Origin of the sequence: Synechococcus sp. PROS-U-1 (assembly GCF_014279755.1) — a bacterium.
GTDB lineage: Bacteria > Cyanobacteriota > Cyanobacteriia > PCC-6307 > Cyanobiaceae > Parasynechococcus.
The window spans coordinates 1,802,794-1,824,457 of record NZ_CP047951.1 but is presented as its reverse complement, the minus strand read 5'-3'; the positions used below and the strand labels follow the sequence as shown (position 1 = coordinate 1,824,457).

20 protein-coding genes are annotated in these 21,664 nt (G+C 60.0%); 2 read left to right on the top strand and 18 right to left on the bottom strand.

The annotated features are described in order from the left end of the window. Position 1: 1 nt before the first annotated feature. Positions 2 to 2,959, bottom strand: a complete 2,958-nt coding sequence (polA, locus tag SynPROSU1_RS10150) for a DNA polymerase I (RefSeq protein ID WP_186570402.1) — start codon at positions 2,957 to 2,959, stop codon at positions 2 to 4. A 24-nt stretch (positions 2,960 to 2,983) separates the two neighbouring features. Next, positions 2,984 to 4,153, bottom strand: a complete 1,170-nt coding sequence (locus SynPROSU1_RS10145; protein ID WP_186570401.1) for an efflux RND transporter periplasmic adaptor subunit — start codon at positions 4,151 to 4,153, stop codon at positions 2,984 to 2,986. Positions 4,154 to 4,204: 51 nt separating this feature from the next. Between SynPROSU1_RS10145 and ychF the strand changes: the two genes are divergently transcribed. Then, positions 4,205 to 5,296: a redox-regulated ATPase YchF gene (gene ychF / locus SynPROSU1_RS10140; RefSeq protein ID WP_186570400.1), complete on the top strand. Its 1,092-nt coding sequence runs from the start codon at positions 4,205 to 4,207 to the stop codon at positions 5,294 to 5,296. A gap of 113 nt (positions 5,297 to 5,409) precedes the next feature. Here the strand turns inward: ychF and SynPROSU1_RS10135 are convergent, their stop codons facing one another. From SynPROSU1_RS10135 to SynPROSU1_RS10125, 3 genes are all read right to left on the bottom strand, one after another. Then, a complete protein-coding gene (locus tag SynPROSU1_RS10135; RefSeq protein WP_186570399.1) occupies positions 5,410 to 6,153 on the bottom strand; it encodes a hypothetical protein in 744 nt (247 codons plus the stop codon). A 265-nt stretch (positions 6,154 to 6,418) separates the two neighbouring features. Continuing rightward, positions 6,419 to 7,558, bottom strand: coding sequence for a hypothetical protein (locus tag SynPROSU1_RS10130; protein ID WP_255444630.1), 1,140 nt, complete (start codon positions 7,556 to 7,558; stop codon positions 6,419 to 6,421). 97 nt (positions 7,559 to 7,655) lie between these two features. Further along, positions 7,656 to 8,870 (bottom strand): MFS transporter, encoded by a 1,215-nt coding sequence (locus SynPROSU1_RS10125; RefSeq protein ID WP_255444629.1) that lies wholly within the window; start codon positions 8,868 to 8,870, stop codon positions 7,656 to 7,658. Between the two features lie 137 nt (positions 8,871 to 9,007). Between SynPROSU1_RS10125 and SynPROSU1_RS10120 the strand changes: the two genes are divergently transcribed. Beyond that, positions 9,008 to 10,582 (top strand): alpha/beta hydrolase, encoded by a 1,575-nt coding sequence (locus SynPROSU1_RS10120; protein WP_186572349.1) that lies wholly within the window; start codon positions 9,008 to 9,010, stop codon positions 10,580 to 10,582. On the opposite strand, the gene SynPROSU1_RS10115 is transcribed toward SynPROSU1_RS10120, so the two are convergent. From SynPROSU1_RS10115 to SynPROSU1_RS10055, 13 genes are all read right to left on the bottom strand, one after another. Next, on the bottom strand, positions 10,576 to 11,595 hold the full coding sequence (locus SynPROSU1_RS10115) for an ABC transporter permease (protein WP_186570398.1): 1,020 nt from the start codon (positions 11,593 to 11,595) through the stop codon (positions 10,576 to 10,578). The genes SynPROSU1_RS10120 and SynPROSU1_RS10115 overlap by 7 nt on opposite strands. Continuing rightward, entirely contained in the window at positions 11,595 to 13,154 is a 1,560-nt protein-coding gene (locus SynPROSU1_RS10110; protein ID WP_186572347.1) for an ABC transporter substrate-binding protein, read from the bottom strand. The genes SynPROSU1_RS10115 and SynPROSU1_RS10110 overlap by 1 nt, the downstream gene beginning before the upstream one ends. A gap of 89 nt (positions 13,155 to 13,243) precedes the next feature. Then, positions 13,244 to 13,480 carry a hypothetical protein gene (locus SynPROSU1_RS10105; RefSeq protein WP_186570397.1) on the bottom strand — a complete coding sequence of 79 codons (237 nt, stop codon included), beginning with the start codon at positions 13,478 to 13,480 and terminating at the stop codon, positions 13,244 to 13,246. A gap of 101 nt (positions 13,481 to 13,581) precedes the next feature. Continuing rightward, positions 13,582 to 14,889, bottom strand: a complete 1,308-nt coding sequence (locus SynPROSU1_RS10100; RefSeq protein ID WP_186570396.1) for a homoserine dehydrogenase — start codon at positions 14,887 to 14,889, stop codon at positions 13,582 to 13,584. A gap of 58 nt (positions 14,890 to 14,947) precedes the next feature. Beyond that, on the bottom strand, positions 14,948 to 15,370 hold the full coding sequence (locus tag SynPROSU1_RS10095) for a SufE family protein (RefSeq protein ID WP_186570395.1): 423 nt from the start codon (positions 15,368 to 15,370) through the stop codon (positions 14,948 to 14,950). Between the two features lie 7 nt (positions 15,371 to 15,377). After that, the gene (locus SynPROSU1_RS10090) at positions 15,378 to 15,797 is read right to left on the bottom strand and encodes a hypothetical protein (protein WP_255444627.1); all 420 of its coding nucleotides are present in this window, start codon (positions 15,795 to 15,797) and stop codon (positions 15,378 to 15,380) included. Positions 15,798 to 15,832: 35 nt separating this feature from the next. Further along, positions 15,833 to 16,381 (bottom strand): 5-formyltetrahydrofolate cyclo-ligase, encoded by a 549-nt coding sequence (locus tag SynPROSU1_RS10085; protein WP_186570393.1) that lies wholly within the window; start codon positions 16,379 to 16,381, stop codon positions 15,833 to 15,835. Continuing rightward, a complete protein-coding gene (ruvC, locus tag SynPROSU1_RS10080) occupies positions 16,378 to 16,842 on the bottom strand; it encodes a crossover junction endodeoxyribonuclease RuvC (RefSeq protein ID WP_186570392.1) in 465 nt (154 codons plus the stop codon). Before ruvC ends, SynPROSU1_RS10085 begins: the two co-directional genes overlap by 4 nt. Positions 16,843 to 16,860: 18 nt before the next feature. Continuing rightward, positions 16,861 to 17,949, bottom strand: a complete 1,089-nt coding sequence (gene bchI, locus SynPROSU1_RS10075) for a magnesium chelatase ATPase subunit I (protein ID WP_186570391.1) — start codon at positions 17,947 to 17,949, stop codon at positions 16,861 to 16,863. A gap of 20 nt (positions 17,950 to 17,969) precedes the next feature. Beyond that, positions 17,970 to 19,322: a DUF3370 domain-containing protein gene (locus SynPROSU1_RS10070; protein ID WP_186570390.1), complete on the bottom strand. Its 1,353-nt coding sequence runs from the start codon at positions 19,320 to 19,322 to the stop codon at positions 17,970 to 17,972. Further along, the gene (locus tag SynPROSU1_RS10065; RefSeq protein WP_186570389.1) at positions 19,319 to 20,467 is read right to left on the bottom strand and encodes a serine hydrolase; all 1,149 of its coding nucleotides are present in this window, start codon (positions 20,465 to 20,467) and stop codon (positions 19,319 to 19,321) included. The genes SynPROSU1_RS10070 and SynPROSU1_RS10065 overlap by 4 nt, the downstream gene beginning before the upstream one ends. Positions 20,468 to 20,495: 28 nt before the next feature. After that, positions 20,496 to 21,242: an RNA methyltransferase gene (locus tag SynPROSU1_RS10060; RefSeq protein ID WP_186570388.1), complete on the bottom strand. Its 747-nt coding sequence runs from the start codon at positions 21,240 to 21,242 to the stop codon at positions 20,496 to 20,498. Positions 21,243 to 21,251: 9 nt separating this feature from the next. After that, positions 21,252 to 21,656, bottom strand: coding sequence for a cytochrome c (locus tag SynPROSU1_RS10055; protein WP_186570387.1), 405 nt, complete (start codon positions 21,654 to 21,656; stop codon positions 21,252 to 21,254). Between the last annotated feature and the right edge of the window lie 8 nt (positions 21,657 to 21,664).

The following is a 21,664-nucleotide window of genomic DNA, read 5'->3' as shown; positions in this document are numbered from 1 at the left end:
TTTATTTCGCTTCCATCCAGTTCGCGCCGACGCCGGTCTCCACCACCAAAGGCACAGTCAGCTCGACGGCCTGTTCCATGGTCTTCACCACCAGATCTCGGATGGCCTTCAAGGCATCCGGTGCGACTTCGAGCACCAGTTCGTCGTGCACTTGCAGTAGCAGTTGGGCAGGCAGCCCCTGGCTCTGTAGGGCTGCTTGCAGCTGCACCATCGCCACTTTGATGATGTCGGCACTCGACCCCTGAATCGGAGCATTGGCAGCGGCTCGGAGTTGTTGAGCCTCCATGCCTCCGCGGCGGGCCACATCCAGATCGATCTCCAAGGGATCCTTGCCCAGCAGCCGGCCCAAACCGTTGCGGTCAAAATGGAACGGACGCCGTCGGCCAAGGATCGTTTCCACGTAGCCGCGGCTCAGGGCGAGGCGTTCCTGCAGCTCCAGGAACGCGAACACCTTCGGGTAGCGCTGTTTGTATTTCGCCAGGAAATCCTTGGCTTCGCTCTGGCTTACGCCGGTTTCCCGCGCGAATCGCTGGGCTCCCATGCCGTAGATCACCCCGAAGTTGATGGTCTTGCCGAGGCGGCGTTCGTCCGAACTGACATCGTCTTTGTCCAGCAAAAGCCGAGCGGTCAGCGCGTGGACGTCATCACCGCTGCGGTAGGCCTCTTGAAGCACCTCTTCGCCCGAGAGGTGCGTGAGAATGCGCAGTTCGATTTGGGAGTAGTCAGCACTGAGCAAGGTCCAGCCTTCCTGCGGCAGGAAGGCCTTGCGGATGCGCCGGCTGTACTCAGTGCGGACTGGGATGTTCTGCAGGTTGGGGTTGCTGCTGCTTAGCCGGCCCGTCGCCGTCACCGCCTGGTTGAAATCGGTGTGGACACGCCCTGTTTCCGGCTCCACCAATTGGGGCAGGGCATCGATGTAGGTGCTTTTCAGCTTGCTGAGCACCCGGTGCTCCAGCACCAGCGGCACCACGGGGTGGTCATTGCCGAGTTTCTCCAGCACGGTGGCATCGGTGCTGAAGCCGGTCTTGGTTCGGCGGGATTTTTTGCGATCCAGCCCCAGGGTGTCGAACAGCAATTCCCCTAGCTGCTTGGGTGAGGCCAGATTGAACTCAACACCGGCGGCTTCTTTGGCTTCGGCTTCCAACCGCTGCAGGGTGGTTCCCATTTCCTCTGAGAGGCCCTGGAGGTAGGGCACATCGATCCGAATCCCGGTGGACTCCATGAGGGCCAGCACCGGTTCAAGGGGTTGCTCCACCTGTTCGAGCAGAGGCAGCAGCTGAGGACCCATCGCCTCCAGCTGACTGTGCAGCAGCAGTGCCAGGCGGCGGGTGACGTGAACGTCCATTCCGCAGTACAGGCTGGCGGGCTCCAGCGGGACATCGGCAAAGGTTTGTTTTTTGCCCACCAGATCGGTGAAGGAGGTGGGCTGGAAGCCAAATTCCCGCTCCGCCATCAGCTCCAGGCCATGTTTGGCTGCTGCATCTCGTAAGTAATCCGCCAGCAGCGTGTCGATCACAACGCCCTCCAGGGCAACGCCGTGCCGCAGCAGGATCAGGCGGTCGTATTTGGCGTTTTGGAGGGTTTTGGGGTGGGTGTTGCTGGCCAGCCAAGGAGCGAGGGCAGTGAGCACTGTTTCCAACGCCAGCTGCTCAGGGCTGCTGTCTTCGGTGCCTTTGTGCCCCAGCGGGATGTAGGCCAGAGCGTCCAGGGCCTCGTCCCAGCAAATGCCGATGCCCACCAGCTCGGCCCGAAAGGGGTTGAGGTCGGTGGTCTCCGTGTCAAAGGCGACAGGCTGGGTGCTGTCGGTGCAGGCCATCAGCCTCTTCACCAGAGCATCCAGGGCTGCTTCGGTTTGGATCAGCTGGGGTTTCAGGGCGGGCAGCCCCACCTCCTCGTCTGTCGCCTGTTCGGCGGCGGCACCGGCAGTCGGTTGTTCTGAGGTGGCTGGGCTGGTGGCCTTAGCAGCAGCGGCCGCCGCGTTGGCCCCGTAACCCCCTTCTGAAAAGGCCGCCACAAAGCTCTCCACCTGGCGCAGCAGGCTGTTGAGCTCGAGGTCTTCCAGGCAACTCTTCAGGCCGTCGCCATCCACCGAAGACAACGGCAGGCTTGGTTCCTTGGGGAGGGGAACATCCACAAGAATCTCGGCCAGCTTGCGCGAGAGATAGGCGTTGTCACGGTCTGAGCGCAGTTTCCCCTTGAGTGCTCCCTTGATGGCTCCCCGACTGGCTTTCGGCCCTTCCGCTTCCACCTGCTCGAGGGTGGTGTAAACCGCGTCGAGATCGCTGTTCTCCTTGAGCAGGTTGATCGCCGTTTTCGGGCCCACACCTCGCACTCCGGGGATGTTGTCGGAGCTGTCCCCGGTGAGGGCTTTCAAGTCCACCACCTTGTCAGGCATCACGCCGAGCTTGCCGAGTACCCCCTCTTCACGAATCAGTATTGGGCCACTGCTTTTGGCGTAGGGGCCTCCGCCCATGTAAAGAACCGAGATGTCGCGGCTGTCATCCACCAGCTGAAACAGGTCGCGGTCTCCAGACAGAATCCGAACGCCCCAGCCTGTATCGGCTGCTCGGTTTGCCAGCGTGCCTAGAACATCGTCAGCTTCGAAGCCCGGTGCGATGCAGAGGGGGAGCTGCAGGTGCGTTTCCAGGATCTGCTGCAACTGTTCAAGGTCCTGAAAGAACACTTCAGGGGCGACATCCCGATGAGCCTTGTAGTTGGCGTCTGCCTTGTGGCGAAAAGTGGGCTCGGCTGTATCGAAGGCGATTGCGACGCCTTCAGGCTTCAGAGATTTGCTGTTGTCCAGTAGGGCTTTGAGAAAGCCATAGGTCACGCTGGTCGGCCTGCCGTCTTTGGTCGCGAGGCCCCCTTCTCCCCCCTTGCTGAAGGCGTAGAAGCTGCGGAAAGCCAGGGAATGGCCATCCACAAGCAGCAGGAGGGGCTTGACGGTGGCCTCGGGCATGACGGTGTTGAAAAGGTAGGTGGATCAATCGCGGCGATCAGCCCAGGGAGGCAGATCGATGAACACGCGTGTTCCTGACTCCAGACCGTTCAGGATCGCAGTCTGGTCGCCGCTGCTGTTGCCCAGTTCCACTGGCTGGAAACGTGGTTTCTGGTTCTCATCCACCAGCAACACACCCGGTTTGCCGTCTTCTGTGTAAATCGCCACGGTGGGCACCAGGATCTTTGGTGCACTCCGCCCTGTCTGGAAGTTGATGTCGGCGGTCATGCCGATCAGCAGTTCCTTCGGGGGATCGACGAAGTTCAGTTTCACCTCGAAGGAGGTGACGTTGTCTTCTTTTTCAGCACGGGGGGCAATTTCACTCACCCGTGCGGAGAAGCGTTCATCGGGGAAGGCATCAACGCGGATCTCGGCGTTCTGACCGGTCACGATGCGTCCGATGTCGCTTTCCGGAACGCGGGCGCTGACTTCCAATCCCTGCGACAGCTCAACAATCGACGAGCTTGTGGCACCGGCCGTTGCCGAGGCGGCGGTGGTGGGGGTCACAAACGATCCAGGTTCGGCGTAGCGCGCGGTGATCATGCCGGCGAAGGGAGCACGGATCGTCTGCTCACGGCTCTCCTGCTCCAATTGCTCTAGACGTTCTCGAGCTGCGATCAGGCCCGCCTGTCGGGCCAACATCTCGAAGCGCACGTCGCTGAAGTCGTCTGCGCTGATCACACCGCTCGCATAAAGCTTGCTGCGACGGTCGAAATCCTCTTTTTTGGTCTGGAAGTTGGCCTCCGCCTGGCGCAGCAGAGCTTGCCTCTCTTGCAACCGATCCTCGAGATCCGCTTGATCCATCACCGCCAGCACCTGGCCTTCTTCCACAACATCGCCTTCATCCACCAGCAGTTCATCAAGTAGCCCCTGCTTGCGCGGACTCACGTTCACCTTCTGCTTGGCCTGCAGTGCACCACTGGCGGTGATCACCCCGGAGAGAACCCCCTGCTCAGCAGTGGTGGTGAACGGCGTCAAGTCCCGCTGACGGTTGCTCCAGGGACCGAACCGCTGCAGCAGGACTCCTCCACCGCAGAGGGCCAGCAACAACAGCCCAACCATCACGGCTTTGGGGCGCTTGGATCGCGCTTTAGCTACGGATGCCAGTTCGGCCTCGGGGGATTGGGACGCGGGGGAGCGCAAGGACTGCAGCATGGGCCCACAAAACTTCACAACAGTCTCGCCGTTGGCCGGTAGATTCCGCCGATGCTTAAAGCCGGAATTGTCGGATTGCCCAATGTGGGCAAGTCCACCTTGTTCAACGCATTGGTGGCCAACGCCCAGGCGCAGGCTGCCAATTTTCCGTTCTGCACGATCGAGCCCAATGTCGGCAGCGTGGCAGTCCCCGATGAGCGGCTGGATCGGCTAACCGAACTCAGCAAGAGTCAGAACACCATCCCGACCCGAATGGAGTTCGTGGATATTGCTGGATTGGTGAAAGGTGCCAGCCAGGGCGAAGGTCTGGGCAACAAGTTTTTGGCCAACATTCGTGAGGTGGACGCAATCGTCCACGTGATCCGTTGTTTCGAGGACGATGACGTCATTCACGTCTCGGGGTCTGTGGGACCGTCCCGAGATGCGGAGGTGATCAACCTGGAGCTGGGTCTGTCTGACCTGGCCCAGATCGAGAAGCGACGGGAGCGTCTGAAGAAACAGATGCGCACCAGCAAAGAGGCGCAGCTGGAGGATGCTGCGTTGGGACGGATTCAGGCTGTGCTTGAGAACGGTGGCGCGGCCCGCAGTGTCGAGCTAGCGGATGAGGAGACGGCCTTGATCAAGCCCTTGGGGTTGTTAACGGCCAAGCCGATCATCTACGCCACCAATGTGAGCGAGGAGGATCTTGCCGATGGCAATGCCTTCTGCACCGAGGTGAATGAGTTGGCGGCCAAGGAAGGTGCAGAAACGGTGCGGATTTCAGCGCAGGTGGAAGCTGAGCTGGTGGAGCTGGGAGATGACGAGCGCAGCGATTACCTCGAAGGTTTGGGGGTGACTGAAGGAGGTCTGCAAAGCCTGATCCGCGCCACCTATCGCTTGCTGGGTCTGCGCACATACTTCACCACCGGTGAAAAGGAAACCCGGGCCTGGACGTTCAAGGCTGGGATGACCGCACCGCAAACCGCTGGGGTGATCCACACCGACTTTGAGCGAGGCTTCATCCGAGCTCAGACGATCGGATGGGAGAAGCTCTTGGAAGCTGGATCATTGGCAGAAGCACGCAACAAGGGTTGGCTGCGCAGTGAAGGAAAGGAGTATGTGGTGGACGAGGGTGATGTGATGGAATTTTTGTTCAACGTATAGACACCCAATCGTCGTTAAGTATTGGGTCTTGAAAAGGGCCAGCAGAGTTGTTGACTGATCTGAATCTTGAGGAATTGATTGGTCGGATCTGAGAAATTCTGCTGGACTTGAGATCAAAGAATGCCGTCGGGCAGGACTGTTGGTAGACCAGTACTGGGGTCGCTAAGGAGGTCATAAAGCTCTGGTGCATTTGATTTGATTTTTGCGGGCGTGTTCAGCCTCCATTCGTCTTTGATGTCGTCGTAGCGTCCAGGGCCGTCTTGAGCTCCAAGCATGGATGTCACGCCCCAGTAGAGGTATTCAGCAATCTGGCAGTCGTAATCACAATGCTTGTCTTTATAAGAGTAGTAAGCTTTTTTTGGGTATTTTTTTGGGGTTTTGTTGAAGTGCCCACCTCGGGCCTCCGTCATTAGTTGGCCAATGATTGAGTCTTTGTTGTAGCCAAAAGTCTTTGAGTTGCTTTGTGAATAGCCGTAGTCACAAATTAAATGGAAAACTTCTTCGAGCGTTGCGTCAAATCGATTTGAATTGTCTGATGCAAGGATAATTTCATCGTTGTATAGGTCTTGGAAGTTGAGCTTTGCATTGTCAAGCTTGTGTTCATGATGTTCGAGAAAGTTCTCGAGTTCAGCTTCGTTTTCAAACAATGTCATCGCGGCCTTGTTCCGCTTGAGCTTGCGAACTAATTTCTTGGTATCTGGCTTGCCGTCTTGGTTGTTGTCGAGATACTGATGCAAGACGTTTGCGGCATGGTTAAATCTTTCCTGTTCGACATTGCTCGTTCCGAGTATTCGGATTCCAAAAACCCTTTTGGTTTTCGAGAATAACTTGTTTAGTTTCTGGAGATTGGATGCCATTGATTCTGTGATGTAGTTTTTAATTCTAGCTCTAATGATTAGATGGTATCTGATTTAAAGAATGCTCTAAAGTTTTAGGAGGATTGCCTTCGCTGGTTGTCTTGGCCTAAAGTTTCAAGTTTCAAGTTTCAAGTTTCAAGTTTCAAGTTTCAAGTTTCAAGTTTCAAGTTTCAAGTTTATAGAATTGTGCCGATGGAATTGCTCAATGGAGAAGTGTTGCGCCCGACTTGTGATTTTATTGACAACAAAGTAATGCTATTTTTGTTCAAGTATTTCGGCGAATAAGAGCGATTAATCGATTTAGCAGTGATGTGGTTCCAGAAGATTTCTTTTGCTTGATGCGATGAAGTAAATGTTGCGCAAGCGCATGCATTCGAATTTCATTTTCTATCGATCCAGGCGTGTAAACGGATCGCTTGCGATGCTCAGCTCTGTTGGCTGTGGAGAAAGCTTTGTCCCAGCTGCAGTTCCACGCAACTTGTGCAAATTTCGCATTGTTTTTTTCGAAGTTTCTGGTCACTTTTTTGGTCAGTTTCCGTGAATATCCCCAGAAGGATGGATCTCGCCAGAACTGCCTTCTCTCCTCTTTGAGAATGATCTGAGAAGAATTCTCAATTGTTTTTGGAGAAATATTGCTCTCCTTGAGGCGTTGGCTGAGTACCCGGGCTAGCCACACCCCTCGGGTTCCCGGGCTGCGGTTGAAATGACGTTGGGGGCATGATTTCCAGGGTAGTTTTGTCGAAAGGTTGATGGCAAGGATGAATTGCTCAAAAGGATCCAATCCGCCTTGGCGGAACGGTAGAAAACTCACCTTCAAGCCCTTGTCCCTGGCATTCAGTAACGGCTGGAAATAAGTCCAGAAATCAAATACATCCTGGCGGCGTTCGATTTTGCCTCGCATGCTTCTCTCATTCTGGAGCTTTCCTTTCAAGGCATCGTCAACAAACTGCTCAAAGGTTTGGTGGTGATAGAACCGCCGTAGTGAATAGATGTATCGCGAGTTGATGTAGTCGAGCTGGCTGCGGATGAAAATCACAATATGAAGCTCATAACCAGCTTCATTCGCCATCCCTTCAAGTTGCTTGATGCAGTCGGGATCAGTAAGTGGTACTGCGAATTGCTCTGCACTGAGGAGGCGATGTGGTCCTTTTACTTGATGCTTGAAGAAGGCCTTCCAGCGTTTCGTTCTCCGTTTGCACAGCTCAGCGGCGAGTTTTTTTGGCTTGGGCTTGCAGTCCTCTGGATCTTGCAGACTCACGCCTTGGCGCTCTAGCAGATCACGATTGCGGTGCAGCCGTTCCTGGATGTAGGTCGAGGCTGTTTTGTGCGTTCCTGCGTGCACGATGAGCTGAGGCCGTTGGCCCTGCAAGGGCTGACCTGCCCGGTCTGATGTTGTCTCCGTCATGGCTGGTCTCAATCCTTCGGATGCCCGATGGGTGGCCTTTGACTTCTGCTGTGGGTTCATTCTCACCTTGCGGCTGAACGATCAGAGGCTGTGTCCGTTACCGCCGAAGATTGCCTGGACTGCCTGCCAAAGCATCAAGGCGCTGTTGCTTTTCCCCAGGGCGGGGCGCGTCGACCTTGGTTGCTGTCGCTCGATATCTCGGTTTCAGGGTGCGCAGGGTTGGAAGCACCACAATGCAGGCCCCTCCCATCAACAGCCAGAGCACCAGGCCGTTGTTCTGAAGGTCCAACAAGGTTCCTCCAGCGAGGGGCGCCACGATGGCACTGACCGCGAAGCACTGGGAAAACAGCGCCATCGCTAGGCCCCGATGTTCTGGGGGGGTCTCTTCGATGACGGCTTCTGTGGCTGTGGGAAGGAATGCGGCCTGGGCGAACGCCATCGGCAGCAGGGCTGCCAGCACAAGGGCTGTTCCGTTTTCGAACAGGGTTGAAAGTGCGATTAAGCCGCAGCCAACACTGAATCCTGCGAGGCTGAGGCCGAGCCCGAAGGCAACGCTGCGCTCGGCAAGCCAACGGCCCACCGGCCACTGAAGGCTCACCAGCAGGGTCAATTGCAGGGCGATCAGCGCACTGCTGTGGCTTTCGCTCAGAGCCGGTCGCAACAGCCCCCCGCGCACTAGATCTAGGGGAAGAACACTCTGCTGAAGAGCCAGGATTCCTGTTGCAACCACGCTGATGACCAGCACGGGCATCAGGGGCAGCAACCAAGGCAGACGGGAGGTTGGCAGTCGAACTCCATGGTCTCGACCGTTGCCGCTGAGCTCGCGATAAGGGGGGCCGTCCTGGAGTGGATAAAGGCAGATGAGGACCAGCACTGTTCCCATGCACACCGCCTCAACGGTGTACACCGTTCGCAGGATGTCCAGAGTTGCGGCCATGGTTCCGATCAGCGTTCCGATGCCAATCCCGAGAGCATCTGCACTGCGCACTAGGGCGTACCCCCGGCCTGACGGGATGCTGCCGCAACTCAAGGGAACAGCCAATTCGATGGCGGGCCAGTACAGACCAGCCGCACAGCCCAGAAGGAGTTGTCCGATGAGGTAACTGCTGTAGTTGCTCGCTTGCAGCAGGATCAGATCGGCAGCAATCGCCAACAGTGTTGTGGCCCTGACGGGCCATGAGCAACGGACGCCTCGATCGAGCAGTGCGCCACTCAGAAGACGCACCACCGTGCCGATCAGGGCTGAAACGGCCAAGCCGCTGCCAACCTCTCGGGCCGAGAAGTCGATCGCATGGAAGATCAGCGGTGTCATGAACATCACTCCGCCCGCACCGATGGAGGCCAGGAACCTCAGACGGGTGACATTTCTCAGAGGTGATGGAAACTGGTTCCACCACCGCAGAGGGTCAGGCGTTGCTGCGCGGACGCTTAACAGGACGATGCATCGCGATGGGCTTGATGGGCAGTCTGCTGCTCAGCACGTGTGGAACGTGGCCTGTTCGCTCCACAGAGCGTCTGGAGGTCAAGATCGATGGCGTCGTCTTACCGGTTTCGGTTGAGGAACTCGGTGCCTTTGTCCGGTCTCCGCAGGGTGATCCATCGCAGCTCTCGCGATCGGAGCTGTCCACCTGGATGAGCCTTCTCGCGCCCGAAAGCAAAGAGGGATTGATCCGTCTGCTGAAGGCTCCCGTTCTTTCCAGGCGCAGCCTTGGGCGTCAGCTGCTCAGCAGCTGGGGGGCTGGCCCACTTCTGGATGCGCTGGGGGAATTGATTCGGGTGGAAGACGGAGGCCGTATCAACCGTTCTCTGGTCCTGTCCACGCTTGAACAGTTGCTTGAAGGGCAGGAAACAGTTTCGACACTGGATGTGCTTGAAGCGTTGCCAGCACAGCATCTGCGTCTTGATCTTGATGCCCTGGTGGGTGCCGCCAATCGCTGGAGGCTGGAATTACAGCGTCATCAGGGATTGATGCGGGCGTTTGCTCAGAAAGAGGCCCAGGTGCAGTCCCTCCCCCTGGGTGGGCATTCGCGATCTCTGGGAGCGCCCCTTCCGTCAACCCTGGCCGTCGACCATCGTCCGCGTCCGTTGCGTGTGGAACGTTGGATTCCGGAGTCGCCCCGGGACGATCGAACCTGGATTTTGATGATGCCTGGTCTGGGTGGGGACCCAAACCATTTCCACTGGCTCGCGCGCTCGCTGATGAAGGCGGGCTGGCCCGTCGCATTGCTCGAGCATCCCGGCAGTGATGCCGCTGCCGTTCAGGCGTTGCTCGAGGGGCGTCAATCGTTTGACGGCGCCGCGGTGCTCAAGCAGCGGCTGGCTGATCTTTCTGCGGTGCTGGATGCGCAACGTCAAGGTGACTTGAACATCCCCGGGGAGGAGGTTGTGCTGATGGGGCATTCCCTTGGAGCCTTAACAGCTCTTCTGGCCAGTGGCGCAGGCGTGGTGCCCGGGATGGACCAGCGCTGTGAAGGGGCATTGGCTGGCTTGCCTCTCACTAACCTCTCGAAATTGCTCCAGTGCGAATTGGCTGCAGGGCGCGTGCTCGATGGCAACGCGATGGTGCCGCTTCCCCGGGCGGTGGTGGGGGTCAACAGCTTTGGTGGCTTGATCTGGCCGCACGGTTCCAGTCAGGCCTTACCGATTCCCCTGCTTCTGATGGGTGGGACGCTCGATCTGATCACCCCTGCATTGGACGAGCAGGTGGCTCTTTTGGCTGGATTGGCGCAGCATCCCGCCAGCAGGGTGGTGGTGGTTGAGGGGGCCAGTCATTTTTCGCCGATTCGTGTGGATGGCCAGGGGGCGGCCACGGAAGGGGACGATCTCTTCCGTCTTGGCGAGGAGCTGGTGGGGGTCAATCCCCTCAGCGTGCAACGGGTGATTGCCTTTGAAGTGATTCGCTTTCTCAATGCCCTCAGCACCGAGCCATCGCGTCAGGACTCCTTCCACCTAACGGATTCCGCGTCCACGACCCGGTGGCATCGCTTGGATCGTCGCCGGGCCCAGGAGTTAGTGGATCAGTAGCGAACACGTGGATCGAGGGCGGCTACCAACAGGTCAACGGCAACACTTACCAGCACCACCAAGGCGGCGATCACCACCACGATTCCTTGAACGACGGGGTAATCCCTTTGATTGATGGCTTCCTGCAGGCGCAGGGCGATTCCAGGCCAGGAAAAGGTGACTTCAATCAGCAGGGCCCCTCCGATCAGCGAGGCCACGGTGATGCCGGCGATGGTCAGCACCGGCAGCAATGCATTGGGGAGCCCGTGGCGGAGGATGACCTGACGCTCACTTAGGCCTCTGCTGCGAGACGCTTCCACGTAGTCGCTGCGCAGGGTGCGCCGCAGGTTGAGACGCAATGCTGTCGTGAAGGTCCCGCTGAGAAGCAACGCCAGGGTCCCCGCGGGCAAGATCAAGTGACGCACGGTGCCACGGAAAGCGTCCCAGTTGCTCTGGAGCGCGCTGTCCAGTAGAAAAAATCCGCTTCCCTCGGGGGGAAGAAGGCTAGGGGGGAATCGTCCACCCACCGGCAGCCACCCCAGGCTGACGGCAAACACCAATTGCACGAGCATGGCGACCCAGAAGGGCGGCAATGCGTAGGTGCCCAGTCCATAGAGGCGACCGCCCAGATCGAGGCTTCCTTCTGGTAGGGCGATGCCGCTAAAGCCAATGCTCAGCCCGACCAGAGCGGCAACCACCAGAGCGATGACGCTCAGCTCCAGGCTGGCGGGAAGGGTCTTACCGATGATGCTCCTGACCGGTTCCTGGTTGATCAGTGCCTGCCCGAGATCTCCATGGATTAACCCGTTGAGATAGCTGAGGTACTGATCCAGCAACGACTGATCCAGCCCCAGCCGAGCTCGCATGGCAGCTTTGGCGGCAGCGGGCGCCCGGCTGCCGAGAACCGCATCCACGGGATCCCCCGGTGCGACGCGCAGCAAGAGAAACACCAGGCTGGCGATCAGCCACAACATCAAAGGCGCCAGGGCGAGGCGTGTGGCGCTGTAGCGGGCAAGGTCTCGGGCGCGTCCCATCAGTTGTTTGTTGTTCCGTCCAATCGGCGCTCCAGGTCAGCGAGCATCAACTGACCACTGCCGTCAAATTGTGGAGGCCTGAGGTTCAGTTGGGCCCAGGCCCGGGGGGAATCCAGCCAGACGGGGATGTAGGCCGCACCGTCGGCAGAAAGATGTTCCACGCGATCCAGGGCGTTCCGGCGTTTGTCACCCGCCAGCGTGTCCGATTCCAGGAGGGCGTTCTGCAATCCGGGGGCATTCCAGAAGCTGCCGCTGATCGCAGCTTCCCCATCAACGCAGGTGTCGCCCTTCTCCGATGTGCAACTCAACAGTGGCGTCAGGTAAGCCTCCGGATCGGGGTAGCTGCCGCGCCAATCCAGCATCACGGCTTTGAAGGCACCCTCCCCGAGCTGGCGGTAGATCGTCGTGGACTCGACGCCATCAAGATCCAACACCAGGCAGTCGGAGAGGTCCCGTTGCACCTGGGACTGCCAGGTGAGGGCCAGCAGTTTGTCGGCGGGCACATTGGAACGAAAGGTGAGCGGAAAGCGCAGTGGGCTGCCGTTGCAGTAGCCAGCAGCCTTGAGCAGCTCGCGGGCTTGGTCGGGATTGTGTTGCGGCCATGAGGCCAAAGCTCCGCCGGGAAGGCTGGGGGGCACCAGTGCCCGCAGGGGACGACGGAGCCCGTAGCTCACCCGTTCACTGATCTCCTTGCGGTTGAGACTCACGGCCAGGGCCCGTCTGAGGTTGGGGTCCTGGAAGGGCTCTTGGTTGCTCAGAAGGGTGATGTAGCCGATCTCCATCGCCGGACCAACGGATTCCTGCAGAACTCCTGCGATCGCCCGTTCATGCAGGGCATGGCGCTGGTCCTCGTCGATGGAAGCGGAGAGCAGAAGATCCACCTCGCCACTGCGCAAAGCCCCGTACAGCGCCGTGGAGTTGCTCAGCGTGATCAGATCGAGACCTTTGTTGCGCGTTGCTTCACCCCAATACTGGGCAAAGGGCTCCAGCCGTTGCTGATGTTCGCTGAAACGGGTGAGCTTGTAAGGGCCTGTTCCGACAAAGCGGTCGTGCAGAAAACGGTCCTGGTAGCTGCTGTAGGCCGTCGGTGAAACCGGGGTGAGGTTGATCGACGTCAGCAATCCCTGCAGTGAGGTGGATGGGCGACTGAGGCGCAGACGCAGGGTGTGCGTATCGGCTTCCTCCACCGATGCGATGCGATCGCCCACCACATAACTGAGGGTTCCGATGTTGAGGAATCGCCGCAGGCTGAAGACCATGGCTGCGGCGTTGAAAGGGGTTCCGTCGTGGAAGCGCACATCGGTGCGCAGCGGAATCGTGACGGTGCGACCGCCATCACTCAGGACTGGAGCCGCTGCCGCCAGCCGGGGTTCCAGTGATCCGTCACGCTTGAGGCGATAAAGCGGATCCCCCAGGGCGCTGAGCAGTTGCGTGGTGCTCAGGGTGCTGGCCTGGGCTGGATCCAGAGAACTGATCCGCCCTGCGGACGCCACAGTGATGCGGCTGGTGGGGGGGGGAGCCTGACACCCCATCTGGGTGAAGGCCAGGCCAAGGGCCATAAGCACGCCACCGCACGTCCATCTCGTGGGGCGATTGGTGCGCTTCAAAGGCCTCAGACGTCGAAAAGTTCGGCCTATTCAACAGTGAGTTAGCCGACCTGGCGAATTCTCTCGAGAGAGATTTCGAACACTGGTGAGCCTTCGCTCCTCTGCAGAGGCCAACGGCGGACCCAGCAGCGGTCGTGTTCGCCATCCACACCGATCACTTGATAGGTGTCGTCGTCACTGTCCAGGTTGACGCAGTCCCCTTGGTGCACAGTCATCGGGTTGACTCCCTCCTGCAGGGAGCAGCCTTGACCCGGAAACAAACGGATGAGGTTCTGCATGAACCGTTTCGTGCACAAATCCGAGAATTCAGATCTGTGCTGTGAAAGTTCTTGACATTCTGACGCACGCCCGGGCTCTTCGGCCAGTGCGGGGGAGCTCCCTAGAGGCAGCCGAGGTGAGCTGCCAGGCCCGATACCTCAGGCAGGGCCTGGATCGCTTCGAGGGCCTCATTCATTTGCCGTTGGCTCACTTCATGCGTGATCACCACAATTTCGGCTCCCGCGTCACTGGCATTGAACTGCACGATTGACTGGATCGAAACGTTGCGTTCTCCGAAGCAGCCTCCAACGTTGCCGATCACGCCAGGCGCATCCTTTGTTTTAAAACGCACATAGTGCCGTTGGCGAATGTCGCCCGAATCGGCCAGGGCGCAAGGGCGCCAGCTGCCCGCAGCCAAAAGTGGATCCACCTTCCCGGGGCCGTCGCTGGCCTGACGGATGCCGGCGATGTTGAGAATGTCGGCAACCACCGCAGAAGCCGTTGGGCCGGCCCCCGCTCCAGGGCCGTAGAACATCACCCGCCCGATCGGGTCGCCCTCCACCAGGATGGCGTTGTTCACTCCGTTCACGCCTGCCAGTGGATGGTCCATGGGAACCAGAGTCGGCTGCACGCGCAGGGAGAGCGGCAGGGGATCGCCACTCACCGCCATGCGCTCAGCCACCGCCAGCAGCTTCACGCCATAGCCAAGTTGGTTGGCGTAATCCACATCCACACCCTGGAGGCCACTGATGCCTTCGGTGGGAACTGCGGCGCGGTCCACACTGCCGCCGAAGGCCAGGGTGGCCAAGATTGCAATCTTGTCGGCCGCATCGAGGCCATCCACATCCGCTGCCGGATCGGCTTCGGCGTAACCCAGCTCTTGGGCATCCTTGAGCACGGCGTCATAGGCGGCCCCTTCCTCAGCCATGCGGGTGAGGATGTAGTTGGTGGTGCCGTTGATGATGCCGCTGACACGGTTGATGCGGTTGCCTCCCAAGGACTGCTTCAGGGGCTCAATGATGGGAATTCCGCCACCCACGGCGGCTTCGATCAGCACGTACACCCCGGCGGCGGCCGCGGCTTCGGTGATTTCCTGGCCGTGGCGTGCGATCACAGCTTTGTTGGCTGTCACCACGGATTTGCCGGCTGCGATCGCCTGGAGAATCAGGCTGCGGGCCGGTTCCAAACCACCGATCACCTCCACCACAACATCCACCGCCGGGTCTTGAATCACCGCCGATGGATCGGTTGTCAGCAGGCTCGCGTCCAGGGCCACGGGGCGGGGCCGGTTTAAGTCGCGGACGGCAACCCGGATTAACTCAAGTTCACCCACCAGCGGGTGGCGCTCGTCGGGATTCTGGAGGATCGATGCCACTCCACCGCCAACTGTGCCCAGCCCCAGCAGACCCACGCCGACCTTTGCTGCCATTCCCTGAGACCCGTTTGGAACGATTTCGAGCGACTCTATGTAGTGACGTGTTCCGGTTTCAGTTCTCCAACTGCCGGGCCTGGTCCTTCATGGCCAGAAGAATGTTGAGGAAGCCATTGGCGCGCGAGGGCGTCAGGCTGGCCTGCAACCCAGTTGCGGCAATGAAGGCTGGGTCCACCGCTTGAACTTGGCTCGGGGTCAGCCCATCCAGACCCTGGATCAACAAGGCCAGAAGCCCCTTGGTGATCAGAGCATCAGAGTCTCCCCGCCAGCGCATCAGCCCGTCATCCAGGGCGCCCCGTACAAAAACCTGAGACACACACCCCTTCACTTTGATGTCTTCGGTCTGCTCCTCTGCCGGCATGGGAGCGAGCTTTTTGGCCAGCCAAAGCACGTATTCGTAGCGGCGCTTTGGATCGGCGGTGCCGCCCAATCGCTCCACCATCCGGTCGAGGGCATCACTGCCGGTGCTGGTGGCCATGACGGGCTCAGTCGTTTCGACGACGCACGCTAACCAGTAGCCCCACCAACACCAGGCTGAAGGGGAGCATGACCACCTCGTTCAGATTCACGGCGCCATCGTGAACCGGCAGTTCCAGGTAGTCACGATGGCCTGGACCGCCGTCCACCTGGAGATCGACGGTGCCGTTGCCCACCGTGCTGAAGTCGAGGCTGAGGCGTCCGTCGGCATTGGTGCGGCCCAGTTCCTGACCAGGGGTGCCATCGGCATTGAGCAAGCGCACCACGGCACCTTGGGTGGGTTCCCCGTTGGAAAAGCTGCTGCTCAGTTGCAGATCGCCATCGAGGTAATGCAGAGCACTTTCGATTTGGTGGGCCTTGGCGGGAGCCAAAGCTGTGCTGTGCAGAACCGAGCTGAGCAAAAGCAGTGGAGCCAGCAGACGCAGCATGGAGGCACGATCAATGACGTCCATTATGCGGCGACTCAGGTCGGCCGACCAGCTCCCTGTTCCGTGATCCAACCTGCGAAGGGAACATCCCAGGGATCTCGGGGCAGCGGATCGGTGACCATGCAGGTGAAGGGCAGCACCACCCAGGCCGGTACGGCGGCCCAAGCGGGATCAGCCCTGAGACGGTCGTAATAACCACCGCCGTAGCCCAGGCGGATTCCATGGCGGTCTATCGCTAGCGCTGGCACCAGAAGCAGCGCCAATTGATCGGGTCGGAGAGCTTCTCCCTCGGCGGGAGCAGGAATACCGCAGCCATCGGGCTGAAGAGGTTCTTGGGTCCAGCTTCGATACGTGAGTCTTCCTCCGCCATCGGCGACCGGTAAGGCCAGTGGAGGATGGAGAACATCACGCAACGGACGTAAATCCGCCTCACCAGACAGGGGCCAGTAGATCCCCACATGGCGGTTGCCGCCGCTTGACCCGTTCACCAGATCCACTACCGCCTCTTGGATGGCTCGGGTGGCAGCTTCTCCCAGATGGCGTTGCGTTCTGAAGTGATGGCGCAGCGTCTGCTTGATGCTCATCGCTGAAGCCAAGCTGTTAGAGCAACCGCCAAGGCATCGGCCGCATCATCTGGCCTTGGTGGTTCATCGAGATTCAACTCCCGCATCACCGCCTCCAGCACTTCATCTTTCTCGGCATGCCCGAACCCCGCCACGGCGAGTTTGATCTGCATTGGGGGGAATTCCACCATCGGGATCTTGAAGCGGGCCAGCGTCATGACCACCACGCCGCGCGCTTGAACCACGTTGATGGTGTTGCTCGATCGGTAGAAGAAAAACTTCTCCACGGCGGCCAGTTCGGGCCGCCAGATCCGGATGAGCTGGCGCAGGTCGCCAGCGATCTCGACCATGCGGTCACCATCAGAGCGACCCGAATCGGTCTGGATGATGCCGCAGTCGAGCATCCGTTGGCATCCGTCGTGGATGTCGATCACCCCGTAGCCCACCCGGGCGAGGCCCGGGTCGATGCCGAGGATGCGCATGGGCTGATTGTGGTGTGATCAGGCGGCGAGGGCCAGTTCGAAATCAGCGCGATCGCTGCTCTCGCTGCGTTCAAACACCTTGCAAAACACTTTCACGACACGGTCGCCGGAATCCACCTGTTCGAGGGGGTCTTTGCGCAGGCGGTGTCGCAGGCAGCAGGAGGCCACGCGCGCCACGTCGTCTTCGCTCACTTCCGTGCGCCCCTCGAAGGCGGCCAGAGCCCGAGCGGCACGGTTGGTAACGATGTCACCCCGCAGGCCATCCACATCCAGCTCACCGCAGACGGCGGAAATGCGCAGGCGAAGATCGTCGTCGATGGTCACTTGGTCCAGGCGCTGCTGGGCCTCTACCACGCGTTGTTGTAGGGCATCCTGATTTCCCTCCACAGCGGTGCTGAAGCCATCGGGGTCGCTATCAAATGCGGTGCGTTGGTCCACCACCTGCACCCGCAGCTCTGGATCGCGCACGGTGCGCACCTCAACGCTCATCCCGAAGCGATCGAGCAGCTGGGGCCGTAGTTCTCCTTCCTCCGGGTTGCCGGAGCCGATCAACACGAATCGAGCGGGGTGGCGCACGGACACCCCTTCCCGTTCCACGGTGTTCCAGCCGGAGGCGGCGGAGTCGAGCAGAACGTCGACAAGGTGATCGTCGAGCAGGTTCACCTCATCCACATAGAGGAGGCCACGGTTGGCCTTGGCCAGCAGACCGGGCTCAAAGGCACGCACGCCTTCACTCAGGGCTTTTTCGATGTCGATCGTGCCGCAAAGACGGTCTTCCGTTGCACCCAGGGGGAGGTCCACCATCGGAACCTGACGCGGCTCGGTGCTGAGGGCTTCCCCCTGCGACATCCGCTCGCGCACCTCACTGCTCTGCAGGTCTGGATCAGTGGACGAACTGTTGTAAGGGTCACCAGCCACCACCTCGATGTCGGGCAACAGGTCCGCCAGGGCACGAATCGTTGTCGATTTGCCGGTGCCGCGGTCTCCCATGATCATCACGCCGCCGATGCGGGGATCAATCACGTTGAGAAGCAGTGCAAGCTTCATCTCCTCCTGACCGATCACCGCAGTGAAGGGGAAAACCCTGCGCTTCCGGGGTGCAGTCACGAGCAAATCTCTAGGCGTGCTCAGGATTGTTTCACAGGCTGCACGGTGAGGACCTGCGGTGGTGTGGCATCAGCTGGATAAACCAGGCGAATGCGCACTAGCTTCTCCTCCCCTGGCTTGAGCATCAGCTGTCCCAGGGACGGACCCTGCTGCCCCTGGCGCAACACCAGGTGCTGGGTCTGGCGTCCCTTGGGAGCACCCTCAGGATCCTGCAGACCCGTGGTCTGGATAGGGCCTCGGAACATGACTGGTCCGTTGAGGTCATCGCGGAAGCGAAGGAAAGAGGTTTGGCTGTTGCCTTTGAGTGGAGAATCCAGTGACAGCTGCAGTGTCAAAGAGGCTGAACCGGTGTTCTTCAGCGGGAGGGTGAGGTCGTATTCCACCCCGTAGTTGCCATGGGCGGCCCAGGCTGTTCCCGGATAAAAGCTCCTGAGTTCCGCGGTCTGCACCTGCTTGGTGGCGAGGGTTCCGCGCTCCAAACTGCTGATCGGCCATGAGATGGGTTCCTTCGGTGCGGCCAGAACAGGGCTCCCCGGGTCGGTGATGCGTCCCCTCCAGCTGCTGCCGATCTGAACACCGCTCACTCGGGAGTAGATGATCTTGCCCTTGCTGCCCCGTGGGGTGGGTTGATGCTCCTTGCTGCTCATGCGCTGGGCCTTCAGCAGCTGCAGCCAGTGTTGATCGTCTGGAGCCTGTCCATCGTTGCCATGGGCAGCCAGGGTGGCGATCGCAACGGGGCCGGAGCTTTGAAAGCGCAGTTGAAGGTTGCGGCCGTTCAGTAGTGGGTCGAGACCTGCCACGGGAATGGGCAAAAGCACGATCCGTGTGGGTAAGCCTGGCGGGAGGGTCCAGCGTCGGTTGGCCAGTTCCGGCGCACGGCGACCGGCCAACAGATCGCCGGCCACACGGCTGCCTGGGCCTGCTGCCACAACCTCGGTGGTCTCCCGCATCAGGCTCGGCAAGGGCAGGAAGGGGGCCTGGGTCTGGCCGGGTTCTGTCGCCTGTGAGAGCGAGGTGCTGCCCGAGAGCAGTTGCAGGGTCACCGGAGCGTCCCCCAGGGGTGCCGCCAGCACCGCCAGCCACAGGGTCGATGTGGGGCTTCCCTCCGCATCACCGGCATACACGTGGTGGCTGAACAGGTCAAAGCGACCGTTCAACACAACGGGAACCGATGCCTCCTTGCCGTCCGGAAAGGTCGAGATCAGGATGCCGTCGTCCTGAATCAGTTCGGGGTTGTTGTCGTTCACCATCAACACGCTGTCGAGGCCTCCCGGTAAGGGGCGAACGCTTTGTTGACGCTCAAATACCTCAGCGGAGACGGGCATCGCCGCAACACACACACACGTTGCGGACAACAGAGTGGCGAGCTTCATGGCTTTGGAGGGGCGGGGATGGGTTTCAGGTGCGGTGCCATGGCGGCGGACAGCTGACGGATCAGTTCCGTGGATCTGGGGTCGTTGAAGGGGCCTTTCACTAAAAATCCCGCCACAGCGCGTCTGCCGTCCGGGAGTTCGATCAGGCCGGCATCGGCGTAAGCAAGACCGATGTCACCGGTTTTGTTGTAGACGCGGTAGCCCTTACGGGCCAGGCTGTCGTCAGGTGCGCCCTGAGCTCCACCCAAGCCGCGCATCAAGCCCGTGGGGAGAAGGGTGTTGGTGACCGACGTCCCCATGACCTCGCGAAACAGATCCCGACTTCGGGGACCCAGAACCTCGCCGCTATCCACCAAAGCGATGGCACGGCTGAGATCCCGTGCACTCGTGGTGTTGGTTCCATCGAGATCCGGCAGCCAGTTGTTCACCACGGTGGCTGGGAGATCCAGCACCTGAAAGCGGGCATTGATCTGCTCCATTCCCCCTGCCCTGGCAATCATCAGGTTGGTGGCGGAGTTATCGCTCACGCGGATCATTTCTGTGGCGACCTCATAGGTGGGGAAGCGGCTGCCCAGCGGCCGAGAGGCCATCCATCCGGCGCCGCCTCCCACCAGCTCTTGGGTCAAGGTGAGGGGTTCATTCCACTGAAGCGTTCCTTGATCAAGCAGTTCCAGCACTGCAAGAAGGATCGGTGTCTTGATCGAACTGGCAGCAGGCATCGGGCGCTCCGCATGCATGGCTGCAAAGCGTCCGTCGTCCAGGATCAACAGGTAGGCACTGGCTTGTAGATCGCTCTGTTGTGCGGCCAGTTCCGTCCAGCGATTGGACAGGGCCTTGATTTCCACCGTTGGGGCAAATCGTGCCTGTTGAAGACCCTTCGCTGCTGCTGACGCATCCTGCTCGACCTTCGTCGACTCATCAGCGGGTTGTGGCTCAACGGCCTCGCCAAGCAGCGTGGTGATCACCGCTTGATCGGCAAGCCAGCTTGGCAGTGGAAACTCCTGCTTCTGAACGCGCGGTGCCAGGAGTCGGAGGCCTGTGCCCGTGAGCAGTCCAAGCCCCACTCCCATCAACACAAGACGCAGGATGAGACGGACCGGTCCTCCCCAACCTGCGGCGCGTCGTGACGAACGACTGTTGGCCAACCTTTCAGCCGTAATTGTTCGGCAGAGGTTAGGGGCGCTCGGCGCGGATGGCCCAGCGCAGTTGGCGCACCATTCCTCGCAGCAGAGCAACTTCCTCCGCGCGCACCGTTGCGCGTTGCAGCAGATCGCTCACTTTGGCCATGCGAGCTGAGGCGGTGTGCTCCAGCAGAAAACCTGCCTCCAGTAGGAGGTCTGTTGCATCGTCCAGGAACGCTGACAGAGCTTTCGCGGCTGCCGGGTCCGGCGACGGGGGGTCGATGCTGCAGGTTTCTGTTCCTCCCTGATTGAGACGGGCCAACTCGTGCAGAACCACAGCCACGGCATGGGACAGATTCAGGGAGGGATACGCCGCATCGCTCTGCAAACACAAAATTCTTTGGCAGAGCCTTAGCTCACTGTTGCTGAGGCCGCGGTCCTCGCGCCCGAAGACAAGGGCCACGGGGGCAGTCGTGCTGGACGCGCTGTCATCGCTGGCCAGCAACCAGCCCAGGGCCTGCTCCGGAGCCTGCAGGGGAATCTCTCCATGGTCCAGTCGTCCGCAACTTCCCACAGTGCGTCGGCAGTCGTTGATGGCTGTCAGCAGGTCGGGAACCACCACGGCTGCACGAAGCAGTGATTGCCCGTGAACAGCCATCTGCATGGCCTGCTCGCAGAGATGGTCACATCGGGGGGCAACCAGCCGCAGTTCGCTCACACCGAAATTGGCGCAGAGCCTGGCCACACTTCCGATGTTCAGGGGGCCGGCCGGTTCGACCAGTACAACGACGGCATTCAAGGCAGCGGCTCAGCTGAGTGTGCGCAGGTAGGCCAGGAGGTCGGCCATCGATTGCGGCTCCATCTCAAAACTCGGCATGGGTGGTGTTTCGCCGCTGATGATTTGGTGAACCAGGGCTGGGTCTTTCAGCTGATTGCTGACGCCCTGCAGTGAAGGTCCGACCAATCCTTGGCCGGCAAGTCCGTGGCAGCCGGCGCAGTTGATGCGGAACAGCTGTCCGCCGTGGTCGACGGCACCTTGCAGTTCAAGGCTTGCCTTGATGTAGGGATCCTGTTGGGCGCTTCCGAGAACCCAGAGCACCAGCACGACACAAGCTGTCGCAGCCGACACCACAAGGGCGGCGATCAGGCCGCGACCTCGATCGCTTGGATCAGCTGATGCTGATTCGGCCGCAATTCGTGACGGCTGGACCACAGACCTGG